This window comes from Hydrogenophaga sp. (assembly GCF_018780385.1).
Taxonomy (GTDB): domain Bacteria; phylum Pseudomonadota; class Gammaproteobacteria; order Burkholderiales; family Burkholderiaceae_C; genus Hydrogenophaga.
Genome location: NZ_JADMJO010000122.1, coordinates 1 through 13,550 on the forward strand (window position 1 = coordinate 1; position 13,550 = coordinate 13,550).

14 protein-coding genes are annotated in these 13,550 nt (G+C 67.6%); 8 read left to right on the forward strand and 6 right to left on the reverse strand.

Going from position 1 to position 13,550, the window contains the following annotated elements; genetic code table 11:
• From IV113_RS23805 to IV113_RS23820, 4 genes are all read left to right on the forward strand, one after another.
• Positions 1–644: ATP-binding protein (locus IV113_RS23805; protein WP_291090552.1), on the forward strand; the 644-nt coding region annotated here is incomplete at its 5' end.
• Positions 622–1,251, forward strand: coding sequence for a response regulator transcription factor (locus IV113_RS23810; RefSeq protein ID WP_291090555.1), 630 nt, complete (start codon positions 622–624; stop codon positions 1,249–1,251). The genes IV113_RS23805 and IV113_RS23810, both read left to right, overlap by 23 nt.
• A 202-nt stretch (positions 1,252–1,453) precedes the next feature.
• A complete protein-coding gene (locus tag IV113_RS23815; RefSeq protein ID WP_291090558.1) occupies positions 1,454–2,254 on the forward strand; it encodes a PEP-CTERM sorting domain-containing protein in 801 nt (266 codons plus the stop codon).
• Positions 2,255–2,420: 166 nt separating this feature from the next.
• Positions 2,421–4,001 carry an MFS transporter gene (locus tag IV113_RS23820; protein WP_291090561.1) on the forward strand — a complete coding sequence of 527 codons (1,581 nt, stop codon included), beginning with the start codon at positions 2,421–2,423 and terminating at the stop codon, positions 3,999–4,001.
• Between the two features lie 39 nt (positions 4,002–4,040).
• Here IV113_RS23820 and IV113_RS23825 read toward each other — a convergent pair whose 3' ends face one another.
• Positions 4,041–4,418, reverse strand: coding sequence for a VOC family protein (locus IV113_RS23825; protein ID WP_291090582.1), 378 nt, complete (start codon positions 4,416–4,418; stop codon positions 4,041–4,043).
• 190 nt (positions 4,419–4,608) lie between these two features.
• Here IV113_RS23825 and IV113_RS23830 point away from each other — a divergent pair, with 190 nt between their 5' ends.
• Both IV113_RS23830 and IV113_RS23835 read left to right on the forward strand, forming a co-directional pair.
• Positions 4,609–5,043, forward strand: a complete 435-nt coding sequence (locus IV113_RS23830; protein WP_291090564.1) for a hypothetical protein — start codon at positions 4,609–4,611, stop codon at positions 5,041–5,043.
• Positions 5,044–5,050: 7 nt separating this feature from the next.
• Positions 5,051–5,797: a sulfite exporter TauE/SafE family protein gene (locus IV113_RS23835; protein WP_291090567.1), complete on the forward strand. Its 747-nt coding sequence runs from the start codon at positions 5,051–5,053 to the stop codon at positions 5,795–5,797.
• 3 nt (positions 5,798–5,800) lie between these two features.
• Here IV113_RS23835 and IV113_RS23840 read toward each other — a convergent pair whose 3' ends face one another.
• The gene (locus IV113_RS23840) at positions 5,801–6,700 is read right to left on the reverse strand and encodes a LysR substrate-binding domain-containing protein (RefSeq protein WP_291090570.1); all 900 of its coding nucleotides are present in this window, start codon (positions 6,698–6,700) and stop codon (positions 5,801–5,803) included.
• A gap of 104 nt (positions 6,701–6,804) precedes the next feature.
• Between IV113_RS23840 and IV113_RS23845 the strand changes: the two genes are divergently transcribed.
• Both IV113_RS23845 and IV113_RS23850 read left to right on the forward strand, forming a co-directional pair.
• Entirely contained in the window at positions 6,805–7,971 is a 1,167-nt protein-coding gene (locus tag IV113_RS23845) for a mandelate racemase/muconate lactonizing enzyme family protein (RefSeq protein ID WP_291090573.1), read from the forward strand.
• 28 nt (positions 7,972–7,999) lie between these two features.
• Positions 8,000–8,977, forward strand: a complete 978-nt coding sequence (locus IV113_RS23850; RefSeq protein ID WP_291090576.1) for a tripartite tricarboxylate transporter substrate-binding protein — start codon at positions 8,000–8,002, stop codon at positions 8,975–8,977.
• Between the two features lie 162 nt (positions 8,978–9,139).
• Here the strand turns inward: IV113_RS23850 and IV113_RS23855 are convergent, their stop codons facing one another.
• From IV113_RS23855 to IV113_RS23870, 4 genes are all read right to left on the reverse strand, one after another.
• Positions 9,140–11,986, reverse strand: coding sequence for a TIR domain-containing protein (locus IV113_RS23855; RefSeq protein ID WP_291090577.1), 2,847 nt, complete (start codon positions 11,984–11,986; stop codon positions 9,140–9,142).
• Positions 11,987–12,049: 63 nt separating this feature from the next.
• Entirely contained in the window at positions 12,050–12,817 is a 768-nt protein-coding gene (gene fliR, locus IV113_RS23860; protein WP_291090579.1) for a flagellar biosynthetic protein FliR, read from the reverse strand.
• 13 nt (positions 12,818–12,830) lie between these two features.
• Positions 12,831–13,100 (reverse strand): flagellar biosynthesis protein FliQ, encoded by a 270-nt coding sequence (gene fliQ, locus IV113_RS23865; RefSeq protein WP_056268638.1) that lies wholly within the window; start codon positions 13,098–13,100, stop codon positions 12,831–12,833.
• A gap of 8 nt (positions 13,101–13,108) precedes the next feature.
• Positions 13,109–13,550, reverse strand: a 442-nt coding sequence (locus tag IV113_RS23870; protein ID WP_291090581.1) for a flagellar type III secretion system pore protein FliP, incomplete at its 5' end; no start/stop codon positions are given.

Here is a 13,550-nt window from a genome sequence, read left to right on the forward strand (position 1 = left end):
ACATCGCGCGCGAGATCCACGACGACATCGGCGGCGCGCTGGCGGCCGTCAAGCTCGACCTGGCCTGGGTGGGCCGGCGCGAAACCGACGCCGATGTGCTCAAGCATGTGGGCACGGCCATGGAAATGCTGCAGCACGCGCTGGGCGCGAGCCAGCGCATCATGATGAACCTGCGCCCGCCCATCCTCGACCAGGGGCTGGTGGCCGCGGTGCAGTGGCTGGCCGGCGGCTTCGAGCGCCGCAGCGGCCTGCGGGTCACCATCCGCCGATCATCCGACCAGATCGATGTGCCGCTGGACGTGCAACTCGTGGCCTACCGCACAGCGCAGGAAGCCCTCACCAACATCGCCAAGCACACCAAGGCCACCGCGGTCGAGATCGACCTGAGCGATGGTGAGGGTGTGCTGACGCTGGAAGTCACCGACAACGGGCAGGGCATGAGCCCGGACGCCCTGCGCAAGACAAAATCATTCGGGCTGCTGGGCCTGCGCGAGCGCGCCGCCAAGGTGGACGGTTGGCTCGACGTGAGCACTTCTCCCCGGGGCACATCGGTCATTCTGTCCGTGCCCCTGACATCACCCAACAAACCGGACAGCGCGGTGAAAGCCGCAGAGGAAGCCCATGATCAAGGTGATTTTGTGTGACGACCACGCGGTGGTGAGACGCGGCATCCGCGACACCATCTCGGAGGCCACCGACATCCAGGTGGTGGGCGAAGCCGGCAGCTACCCCGAACTGCGCGAAGCCATGCGCAAGACCGAGTGCGACGTGCTCGTGCTCGACCTGAACATGCCCGGACGCGGTGGGCTGGAGGTGCTGGCTGCCTTGAAGGAAGAGGGCTCCACCGTGAAGACGCTGGTGGTCTCCATGTACCCGGAGGACCAGTACGCCATCCGCTGCCTGCGGGCGGGCGCGCGCGGTTACCTCAACAAGGCCGGTGAGCCGGCCGAACTGGTGGCCGCCATCCGCACCGTGATGCAGGGTCGCAAGTACGTGACCGCCGAGGTGGCGCAGATGCTGGTGGACAACCTGCACGCGCCCGAAAGCGAAGAGCTGCACGCCAGCCTGTCCGAGCGTGAACTGCAGACCCTGCAGAAGATCGCCTCGGGCAAGAAGCTCTCGGACATCGCCGAGGAACTCATGCTCAGCCCCAAGACCGTGAGCGTGTACCGCGCCCGCGTGCTGGAGAAGCTGCACCTGGCCAACAACGCCGAACTCACCGTCTACGCGATCCGCAACGGCATCGTTTGAACCCTCTTGGGCCGTCATGTCTGGCAAGTGTCGAAAAATTTGACACTTGCCAGGCTTTTATTGCGACTTTGGACGGCCACATTTCACAACTGGTTGTTACATAGACGAATTACGCCGCTGGCACGCAATGTGCGCTGTATAGCCCAAGTTGAGCCAATCTGATTTCCAGAGCGGTTTCAAATGGACTTTGAGGGCGCATCACATGAACACCTATTTGAAAATTGCTTCCGCCGCAACGTTGTCGGTTGTCACGTTGTCGGTCGCAGCGCTGTCGGTCCCCTCCATCAAAGCGCATGCATTAAAGTTGATTGAGGAAGTCAGCGTCAAATTGGCTCATGTGGAACATGTCACGGTAAAAAGTCAAGGCGTTGTTGGCGCACCAGTGGTGGGAAAAGTCCTTCAAATTGGAAACGGCGATCTGCAGCCGGTTGAGCTCCCTTCCGCATCCGTCGAAAAGGGTGATGGCGTCTTGGCTGTGTTGGCCGGAGCGGTTGACGAAAGAACGTCCAGCAACCAGCCCTCCCTGCGCGTGGGATCCGGCTCGACCGTCGGAGGCGGGGGCCTGTCCTCTCCCAATGGCCTCGCTGTGGCGGGTCTGGCCCCCAATATCGCAACGCGCGCGGGCGGTTGGATCACGGGTGGCCGGGGCGCTGGTCCAGCAAGCGCCGGTGCTCCGGGTTTGGAAGCGGGTGCGCCGGTTGACGACGTGCCCTCTTTGTTGATCCCCGAGCAGATCCTTGATAACGGTGACCAATCCAGCACCCCACCCACCAGCGCCGCTCCTGGCAGCCCTGGTGCGGGTGATCCCAAGGATGAAACCTTCGACGACATCGCGCAACTTCCGCCTCAACCCGGCATCGGCCCGGACGGCTTGGACGCTGTCCTCCCGATTGCGCAGGACGTCGGAGCATTTGCACGAATTCCAGAACCCGGCACGCTCGCCTTGTTGGGTGTTGCATTGCTCGGCGTGGGGGCATTCCGTCGCCGGCGTGCCAATCGCTGAAGCGCTCGATTAATTGAAAAAGGCGGCCGCATGGCCGTTTTTTTTTGTGTCTGAATGGTATTCGTGGCTTGCTGCTCAAGTCAATTTACAACTTGATTCATAATGGTATTTCCCGATTGTTGGCATGCAATGGCCGCGCGCCCGGCCCACTGCGGAATAATGCCCCATGCCCGCCACCACCTCGATCTGGAGTCCCCTTCGCCAACCGGCTTTTCGTGGCCTGTGGATTTGCGGCGCGGTTTTCTTCATCGGCGCGGGCATGCAGACCATGGCGGCGGCCTGGCTCATGGTCGAGCTCACCGGTTCGTCGTTTCTGGCCGCACTGGTGCAGACGGCGGTGTTCCTGCCCATGTTTCTGCTGGCCCTGCCCGCCGGCGTGCTCGCCGACACCACCGACCGCCGCCGCCTGATCTCGGGCGCGTTGATCGCGCAGGTGGCCGCCTGCACGCTGCTGGCCGCTTTGGTGCTGGCCGGCTGGGGCGGGCCGGGGTCGGTGCTGTTCCTGGTGTTCGTGTGCGGTTGCTGCACGGCGGTGCTCACGCCGGCGTGGAACTCCTCGGTGGTCGACCCGGTGCCGCGCGGGGAGTGGCCACAGGCCATCACCGCCATCGGCATCGCCTACAACGCGGCGCGCGCCATCGGCCCCACGCTGGCCGGCCTGCTGTTCGCGCGCCTGGGCGCGGGCTGGGTGTTTGTGGTCACCGTGTTCACCACGCTGGTGATGTGGGAGTCGATCCGGCGCTGGCCGCCGCGCGCGCACCCGCCGTCCAGCCTGCCGCCCGAGCGGCTGTGGGGCGGCACGCTCAGTGGCCTGCGCTTTGCCTGGCACTCCCGCATCATCCTGGCGCAACTGGTGCGCGTGATGGCGTTCAGTGCGGCCGGTTCGGCGCTGTGGGCACTGCTGCCGGTGATCGCGCAGCGCCAGTTGGGCACCGGTGCCGAAGGCTTTGGTCTGCTCATGGGGTGCCTGGGCACGGGAGCGGTGGCCTCGGGCCTGGTCATCGGCCGCCTGCGCGCGCGCTTTGCGCTGGACGCAATCGTCTCAGTCAGCTGCGCGGTGTTTGCTGCGGTCATGTTGCTCGCTGCGTGGGTGCGTGTGCCTTGGGTGGTCTACGTCGCCATGGCCTTTGGCGGCGCGGCGTGGATGGCCACCATGTCGACCTTCAACACAGCCACCCAGGCCAGCGCGCCACCCTGGGTGCGCTCGCGCGCCGTGGCGCTGCACATCGTCTCCGCGCTCGGTGCCTTTGCCATCGGCTCGGCCTTCTGGGGTGCGGTGTCCGACATTGCCGGGCTCACGGCCGCGCTGGTGGCCGCCGGCGTGGTCATGGCCGCCGGCCTGCTGCTGGTGCGTCCGTTTCCGCTGCGCATGGGCGCGCTGCACGAGGTGACGCAGGGCACGCCGTGGGACGAGCTCTTCGTGGTGGACGAACCCAGCCCGTCGGCCGGCCCGGTGGCGGTGGAGGTGGGTTACCGCATCCGGCCGGGCGTTGACCAGGCCTTTCTCGACACCATCAGCCACATGAAGGACCCGCGCCGACGCGACGGCGCGAGCTTCTGGCGCGTCTACCGCGACCTGGGCGAGCCCTCGCGGTACGTGGAGCGCTTCATCGTGGCCTCGTGGGCCGACTACCTGCACCAGCGCGCCCGCGCCACCGTGGCCGACCGCGCGCTGGAGACCGAGATCCGGGCGTTCCTCGCCGAGGGCGAGAGCGCGACCATGTCGCACTACATCGCGGAGCGGTGAGGCCGCACCACCCGCCGGGCTTCCGGGTGTCGTGGCCTGTCAGAGGTCTTCGTGAAGGCAGAGGTAATTGCCCTCCGGGTCCTTGAACCAGGCGGCCTTCTCCGAACCCAGGACGCACACGTGATCGATCGTCTTCAATCCGGGGAAGTCGTAGTCTTCGAAGGCGACGCCCGCGCGCTTGAGTTCCGCGATGCTGGTGGCGATGTCGGCGACCTTGAAGCTGATCGCCGTGTGGTCGGCCTTGGTCCCCTCGGGCTTCGGAAACAGCGCCAGTGTGCTGCCCCCCATCTCATAGACAAACTTGCCGTCGGGCTTGAAGCCACCGGGTTGCAGGCCCAGAGAGCCCTCGTAGAAAGCGCGGGCGCGTGCCATGTCGATGACAGGCAGCATGGTCGTGACGGATGCGTTGGTCAGCATGTTCAGTCCTTTCGCCCAGCGCCACCACAGCGGATGCCCGAAGTGGACGACCGGTTCAGCCGCCGGGTCTGCGAGCATAGGCCGAACGGTCCCGCCTGGCCAGTGCCGGCAGCGGTAAGAATGCGGGCAGCGCTCGGCGCTCAACGCTTTGCTCACCCTTTGTTCAACGCCTTTTCCTGAAGGATCGCAGATGGACCGCCGAATTTTCCTGACCCCGTTTCATGTGGCATTGGCCCTCTCCCTGTCCGCCTGCGGCAAGGACGATCCGCAGGCCCAGCTCGAAGCCGCCGTGCAGCAACTGCAGGACAACCTGGAAGCCAAGGAAACCGGCGCGGTGATCGACCAGCTCGAGGCCGGCTTCCAGGCCCAGACCGAGTTCGACCGCGAGTGGGCGCGCAAGACCATGACGCTCATGTTCCTGCGTTATGCCAGCGTCAAGGTGATCGCCCTCTCACGCAAGAGCAGCATCGACCCCACCGCGCCGCAGTCCGGCCTCACGCAGGCGCAGGTGGTGGTCACGGGCGCGCAGGGGCTGATCCCGGAGCGGGCTGCACCCTACGAGGTGCGGCTGGAATGGCGCCGCATCTCGGGCGAATGGAAGCTTTCACGCCTGACATGGGAGTGAGTGCGGCATGACACCCGAGCTCTGGTTGCTGGTGGTGGGCGCGGCCGTGGCCGGCTTCGTGCAGGGCCTCTCGGGCTTTGCCTTCAGCATGGTGGCCATGTCGTTCTGGGTCTGGGGCATCGACCCGCGCGTGGCGGCGGTGCTGGCGGTGTTCGGCTCGCTCACTGGGCAGCTGGTGGCCGTGTTCACCACCCGGCGCGGCTTTCGCTGGCCGGCGCTGTGGCCCTTTCTGGCCGGGGGCGCGGTGGGCGTTCCCATCGGCGTTGAGGTGCTGCCGCACCTCAACGCGGATCTCTTCAAGCTGATCCTGGGCAGCGTGCTGGTGGTCTGGTGCCCGGCCATGCTGGCGTCGTCGCGCCTGCCGCGCATCTCGCGTGGCGGGCGCCTGGCCGATGGCGTGGCCGGTGCGGCGGGTGGCTTCATGGGCGGCATCGGTGGCTTCACCGGCGTGGTGCCCACGCTGTGGTGCACGCTGCGCGGCATGGAAAAAGACCGGCAGCGCGCCATCGTGCAGAACTTCAACCTCGCGGCCCTGTCGTTCACCATGCTGGGCTACGTGGCCACCGGCGCGGTCACGCGAGAGATGTGGCCGCTGCTGCCGGTGGTGGCGGTGGCGCTGCTGGTGCCGGTGCTGCTGGGCGCGCGGCTGTATGTGGGTTTGAGCGAGGCGGCCTTCCGCAAACTGGTGCTGTCGTTGCTGGCCCTGTCGGGCGTGGCCATGCTGGTGGCGGCGGTGCCGCGGTTGTTGGCCTGAGCGTCACACCCCGGCGGCGGATTTCCAGAAGGCGTCCGCGGCACGGCCGAGCAGCTCGCGGTCGCGGTACAGGCGGATCTCCAGGGGCACGTTCCAGTCGCTGCTGGCGGCCGCCACGAGCCGCCCCTGGTCAAGGTCTTCCTGCACCAGGGTCTGCGGCAACCAGGCCAGGCCGCGCCCGTCGAGCACCATGGTCCGCAGCACCGAGGCCAGGTGGGCCGTGAACACGACCTGCACGGGAAACGCTTCCAGCCGGCGGTCCAGCACGGCCCGCATGATCCGCCCCAGCCCCGACTCCTCCGTGTACGTCAGCACCGACACGACCGTGCCCATGGGGTCGTTCAGCGCATGCCGGGGCCGGCCCTGCGCGTCCGGCGCCGAGACCGCGATCAGCACGTCCTCACCGATGCGGGCGGAGCGGTAGGGCTCCGCATCCAGCGCACCCTGCGCCTTGTGGTGGGCATGGCTCAAGACGAACTGCACCTTGCCCTGCAGCATCAGCGCCTCGCAACGCTGCAGCACGTCGGACATCAGTTGCACCGGCCCCAGCGTGGTCTGCGATTCGAGGCCGCGCAGCCAGCGCGGCAGGAAGGTGAAGGAGAGGACGTGCGTGGACGCGATGCGCAGCGTGACCGAACTGGCCTCGGCGACCCGTCGGGCGTCGCCCGGAACGCGCTCCACCCGGGTGATCAGTTCGTTCGCCACGCCGGCAAACCATTCGCCCACCTCGGTCAACCGGGCAGGCTGCGAACTGCGGTCGAACAGGTCGGCGCCGACCCACTCCTCCAGGGCGCGAATGCGGCGGCTGAAGGCGGGTTGGGAGCTGTGCCGGTCTTCGGCGGCGCGCGAGAAATTGCCGGTGGCCGCCAATGCCAGGAAGTCCTCGAGCCAGGTGAAATTCATGAGCGGTTCGTCCAGTGCATGGAAGCAGCGAAAAAGAACATTGGCCAGGTCAGCCGACGGCGCCGACCATACGGACTCTCAAAGCACACCACCAGGAGCCACCCTTGAAGATCGTTGAAATCCGCGAGAAGACCATCCCCATCAGCTCGCCCATCCGCAATGCCTACATCGACTTTAGCAAGATGACGCTGAGCCTGGTCGCCGTGATCACCGACGTGATCCGCGACGGCAAGCCGGTGGTGGGCTACGGCTTCAACTCGAACGGCCGCTATGGCCAGGGCAAGCTGATGCAGGAGCGTTTCGTTCCGCGCGTGATGGAAGCCGACCCGACGTCCCTGCTCGACGACAGCGGCAACAACCTCGACCCGCACAAGATCTGGAACACCATGTTCACCAACGAGAAGCCCGGTGGACACGGCGAGCGATCGGTGGCCATGGGCACCATCGACATGGCCGTGTGGGATGCCGTCGCGAAGATCGAGGGCAAGCCCCTGTTCCAGCTGCTGTCCGATCGTTATGGTGACGGCAAACCCAACCGCAAGATCTTTGTGTACGCCGCTGGCGGCTACTACTACCCGGGGCAAGACCACAACAAGCTCAAGGACGAGATGCGCAGCTACATCGACCGGGGCTACACGGTGGTGAAGAAGAAGATCGGTGGTGCCTCGCTGGACGAAGACCTGCGCCGCATCGACGCCATCATGGAGGTGCTGCAGGACGGCCAGAAACTCTGCGTCGATGCGAACGGCCGCTTCGACCTGGACACCTCGATCGCCTACGCCAAGGCGCTGTCGCAGTACGACCTGTTCTGGTACGAAGAAGCGGGTGACCCGCTCGACTACGAGCTACAGGCCACGCTGCGCAACTACTACAAGAACCCGATGGCGACGGGCGAGAACCTGTTCTCGATGCAGGACGCGCGCAACCTCATCCGCTACGGCGGCATGCGCCCGGACCGCGACTGGCTGCAGTTCGACTGCGCGCTCAGCTACGGCCTGGTCGAGTACCTCAAGACGCTGGACATGCTGAAGGAACACGGCTGGTCGGCCAGCCGCTGCATTCCGCACGGCGGTCACCAGATGTCGCTGAACATCGCAGCGGGTCTGGGTCTGGGTGGCAACGAGTCCTACCCCGACCTGTTCCAGCCTTTCGGTGGTTTCCCCGACGGCGTCAAGGTGGAGAACAGCTTCGTGACGCTGCCCGAGTTGCCCGGCATCGGTTTCGAAGGCAAGGCCGATCTTTTCCGCGAGATGACGGCGCTGTCCGCCTGAACTCACCACCCACCCAGAGGAGACAAGCATGAACATTTTTTGGCATTCGGTGACAGGCCTGGTCCTGGTCGGCACATCCCACGCGGCGTTCGCGGAGTTTCCCGAACGCCCCATCACGCTCGTGGTGCCCTTTGTGGCGGGTGGCCCCAGCGACAAGATCGCCCGGGACGTGGCCGAAGCCTTGCGCAAACCCCTGGGGCAAACCGTGGTGGTGGAGAACGCGGGCGGTGCGGGCGGCACGATCGGTTCGGCCAAGGTCGCCAGGGCCGCACCCGACGGCTACACGCTGCTGGTCCACCACATCGGCATGGCCACGGCGCCCGCGCTGTACCGCAAGCTCAGCTACAAGGTGCCCGAGGACTTCGAGACCCTGGGCGTGGTCAATGAAGCGCCCTCGGTGCTGATCGGCAAGCCGGGCCTTGCCGCCAACAACTTCGCCGAGTTGCGGCAGTGGATCGCCTCCAGCGGCGACAAGGTGAACCTGGCCAACGCGGGTGTGGGCTCGGCGTCGCATCTGTGTGGCCTGATGCTGCAAAGTGCGCTCAAGGCCAGCATGACCCCGGTGCCCTACAAAGGCACCGCGCCTGCCATGACCGATCTGATCGGGGGGCAGGTGGACCTCATGTGTGAACAGGCGACCAATGCCGTGCCGCAGATCGAGGGCAAGAAGGTGAAGGTGTTTGGCGTGACCAGCCTGCAGCGCCTGCAACTCCCGGTGCTCAAGGACACACCGACGCTGGCGGAGGCCGGTCTGTCCGACTTCAACGTGCAGGTCTGGCACGGGCTCTACGCCCCGAAGGGCACACCACCGGCCGTGCTCGCCAGGCTCAACGCGGCGTTGAAGCTCGCGCTCAAGGACCCCGATCTCATCAAGAAGCAGGAGGCCCTGGGGTTGGCGGTGACCACCGGCGAGCGGCTGGAGCCGGCCGGGCACCGGGCGTTTCTGGAGGCGGAAAAGGAGCGCTGGTCCCAGGTGATCAAGGCGGCGGGCCAGTACGCGGACTAGGGTGAGCCACCCCCTGCGCCGCTTCGCGGCTTCCCCCTCTCTCGCCTGCGGCGGGAGGGGGACGGCATCTTGGGCCGGCGGAGCCGGACCCTTGATGCCTCTGGACGGGAACCCCGCGCGCCGGGTGGCGATTCGGCACCATGGCTCCCCACGGGCCGGTGCTCAACGGCCTGCCTGGGCCGGCTCCGTCGCACCCGGGCAGGTCGGCCGGTAGGGCCGCTCGCCCAGGTACCCGCTCCAGGCGGCCGGCCCCAGGTTCACCGTGACCCGCTCGCAGGCTCGCGCCACCAGATCCGTCATGCGCAGCAGCCACACGCGGGTGCGCCCCTCGGCCTCGGTGGTGGCGAGGTAGCGGTTGCCGGGGCTGAACACCAGGCCACTCAAGGCATCGAGCCCTTCGAGGCGGCCGGTTTCGGCGCCGGTTTCCAGAGTCCACACCCGCACCGTGCCGCCGGTGCCCACCGCGAGCTGCCGGTTGTCGTGGCTGAACGCGCAGGCCGGTGCGCCACCGGTGTGATCGACCTGCAGCAACACCTGGCCGCTGCTGGTGTCGCGCACGGCGATGCCGCCGCTGCGGTGCTGGCTGGCCACGCGCTGCGCGTCGGGGCTGAAGCCGCAGGGGCTGATGAAGAGGCCCGAGCGGTCCTTGTCGAGCGCGAAGTCGGCCACGGGTGCGGCAGCAGGGGGGTGCCAGCGCAGCACCCGCCAGGTCTGGCCCGCACGGCTGATGGGACCGGGCACACCCGCCAGCAGCGATGCGCCGCGCGCGCCCACCGCCAGGAAACCCCGAGGCACTTCGCCGGGCGTGCTCAGGCGCACGGGTGCGGCCTGCTGCGCATCGCCCCACCACCACAGCCCGCCACCCTGCAGGGCCACGGCGAGGGCCTGTCCATCGGGGCCGAGGGCCAGCGCCGAGGGCTGGCCTTCGAAGCCGACGTCGCGCAAGGTGGCACCGGTGGCCGCGTCCACCAGGTGCACGCGCTGGCCGCTCAGCACGGCGAGCACGCGACCGTCGGCGCTGTGGGCCGCGAGACCGTCCGGTCCCGGCAGCGGGCGGCTGGCCGGTCCGGCGGTTGGAGCGGAGCGGGACAGCGGCCAGGTGCGCAGGGCAGCGCCGCTCACCGCCTGCAGCTGCGACTCGTCGGCCGAGAAGGCCAGGGTCTTGCGCTGCGGCACCGCGCCAGCGTCCAGCAGGTCGCTGCCGCCCTGGTCGAGTCGCCACAGCCGCACCACCGGGCCGTCGGCGTTGGAGCCCGTGATGGCCAGGGTCTGGCCGTCGGGGCTGAAGGTCAGCACATCGTGATCGCGGTATTCCACCTGGGCCAGTTCGCGGTCGCGCGCGAGGTCCCGCACCTGCAGTCGGTTGTCGGCCGCGCGCCCCACGGCCAGGCGTGCCTGCGGGCCCACGGCCATGGCCGAGAACGGCGGTTCGCCCACCAGCACGCTGCGGGTCTCGCCCACCGGCCACATCTCCAGCCCGCCCACCGAGAGGTTGGCCACGAGGTGGCTGCCGTCGGCGCTGAACTGGATCTGCCACACCTCACGCTGCGCGGGCTCCAGCGGCACGGGCCGCAGGCTCAGCGTCGGCTGGCGTTCCAGCGCCCACAGGTGCACCTGACCCGCGACCAGCATGGCCAGCCATCGACCGTCGGGGCTGATGGCCAGGTCGTCGGCGTGCGGCAACTGCGCCACCACGGGTTGACCGGGGTCCGCCAGGTCGACCACCTGGGTGCGGTCGGGGGTGCTCTGGTTGGTCTTCGCGTCGTACCGGCTGTAGGCGGCGACCAGCACACGTGCCTGTGCATCCACCGCGACCACGCTGGCATCGCCCGCCGGGTGCAGCACGGTGGCGTGGGGGGCCAGGGTCAGCGCGTCCCGCACGTCGATCCGACCGCGTTCGCCGTCGCTGGGACGCGTCACCACGAAGCGCCCGCCGGGGGTGAAGGCGAGGGCGCCGATGCGTGGCACCGCGAGCTCGACCGTGGGATGCGCGAGTTCGCCGGCCGCATTCCAATGCTCCAGCTTCAGGCTGCCGCTCGCCAGCTGCACGCTGCCATCGCCCCGCATCGACAGGGCGCGCTCGCCTTGCTGCTCCATGAAGCCCTGGCGCACGGGCCCCTGGGGTGGCTGCAAAGCCAACGCGCGCCGCAAGGCCCGATCGGTCTGCAGGGCCGATGCGCCCTGCGCGTCGAGCTGGCGCGCCGACTCCGCCGCCAGCAGCAGGCTGCGCTCCAGCGAGGCACCCGGCACGCCCTGCGCCGATTGTTCGCGCACCAGATCGGCGTCGGCTGCCAGACGCCCGGCGATGGCCAGCGACTGCTGCTGCGCGGCGTTGCGGCGCTCGATGAAGGTGGCCACACCCAGCACGGCCACCACCACCAGGGCCGCACCCGCTGCGCCGAGCAGGCTGAGGCGGCGCCGGTCGGCGGTGCGGCGGCTTTGCAGGATGTAGCGGGTCTGCAGCGCCGTGGGGTGCGGGGTCTGCGCCGCGCCCTCGGCCAGCCAGCGTTCGGCCGCGCTCAGCGCCGCGCCGCGCAGGGTCAGGCTGGTGTCCTGGCCGCGGCTCTCCCAGTCCACCGCGCGCAGCAGCAGCTGGGTGTGGGTCTGCACGTGCGCCAGATCGGTGTCCACCGCCTGCACCAGCAGGGTCATGGCCGTCTCGAAGTCGTCCTGATCGCGGCAGTACACCCAGTTCAGGCGTGCCAGCGCCTCGGGCACGTCGGCGGCCACCACGTCGCGGCACACCACCGGAATGAGGCGTTTGCCCTGCGCCACGGCGTGATCGAGTTCCTCGCGGCACACGCGCGACGCCAACGAGTCGGGCGAGAGCACGAAGGCAAAGGCCTGCGCGGCATCGATGGCGGCGCGGATCTCCTGCATCCACTCCGCCGTGGGCGGGATGCCCTCCCAGTCCACCCAGGTCTGGCGCTCGCGCGCGGCCAGCGCCGCGTGCATGCGCCGCACCGGTTCGATGTCCTTGCGGGAGTAGGAGATGAAGACCTCGGTCATGCCGGCATGATCGGCGGCATTGGTGGCGCGATCAAGTCCCGCCGCCGGACCCAGCCTTCCGCGCTATCCGCCGGTGAAGATCTCGGTGGCCAGCTTCATCAGCGCGAGCACCGGCGTGTCCAGCATGGGCAGCGTGAACGCAATGCCCACCAGGCCAGCCGACAGCGTGAGCGGAAAACCGATGGCGAACGCGTTCATTTGCGGCGCGATGCGCGAGACGAAGCCCAGCACGATGTTGACGAACAGCAGCATGGCGATCATGGGCAGCGCGATCCACAGCCCATAGCGGAACACCACGGCGCCGAGCTCGTGCAGCTGCATGCGGTTGATCGAATCCAGCGCGCCGCCGCCCACGGGGAAAGTGTTGAAGCTGGCGATCACCGCCTGCAGCAGCATGAGGTGGCCGCCCATCACCACGAACAGCAGCATGGTGGTGTTGCCGAAGAAACGGCCCACCGTGCTCGATTGCGCGTTGGTCGAGGGGTCGAAGAAGCCCGCGAAGTTCAGGCCCATCTGCAGGCCGATGATTTCACCAGCCAGCTCGACCGAGGCGAACACGATGCGCACCGCCAGACCAATGGCGATGCCCACCACCACCTGCTGCATCACCACCGAGAACGCCTGCGGGTCGTTGAGCGCAATCATGGGCTGGTCGGACAAGCCGGCCTGGGCGCACACCGCGACCAGGAAGGCCAGCGCCACGCGCGTGCGCAGCGGCACCGAGCGCGACGAGAAGATGGGTGCGCTGGAGAAGACGGCGAGGATGCGCAGAAAGGGCCAGAACACCGGGGAGACCAGCGCCATGACCTGCGCTTCGGTGAACGTGGGCATGTGCCGTGCGCGGTCAGATGGCGTAGTTTGGGATGGAGAGGATCGTGCTGCGGATGAACTCGACCATCGTCGTCATCATCCAGGGCCCGGCGATGGCGAACACCGCGATGGCCGCGATCAGCTTGGGCACGAAGGCCAGCGTGGCCTCGTGGATCTGCGTGATGGCCTGGAACAGGCTCACCACCAGACCCACCGCCAGCACCGTGGCCAGCACCGGTGCGGCCACCATGAGCAGCATGAAGAGCGCGTTCTGCGCCATCGTGAGAGCGGCTTGAGGATCCATGTTCTTACCTACTGTGCAAACGATGCGGCGAGGGAACCGATGAGCAGGTTCCAGCCGTCGGCGAGAACAAACAACATCAGCTTGAACGGCAGCGCCACCAGCACCGGCGACAGCATCATCATGCCCAGCGACATCAGCACGCTGGCCACCACCATGTCGATCACCAGGAAGGGAATGAAGATCATGAAACCGATCTGGAACGCGGTCTTGAGCTCGCTGGTGACGAAGGCCGGCACCAGCACGCGAAACGGTGCGTTCTCGGCGGTCACCTCGTTCGGCAGCTTGGCCAGCTTGGCGAAGAGTTCAAAGTCGGATTGGCGCGTCTGCTTGAGCATGAAGGCGCGCATGGGGCCCTGGCCGCGCTCCAGCGCCTGATCGAAGGTGATAGCGTTGCGCGAGTAGGGCTCGTAGGCGTCGGCGTACACCTTGTCCAGCGTGGGGCCCATCACG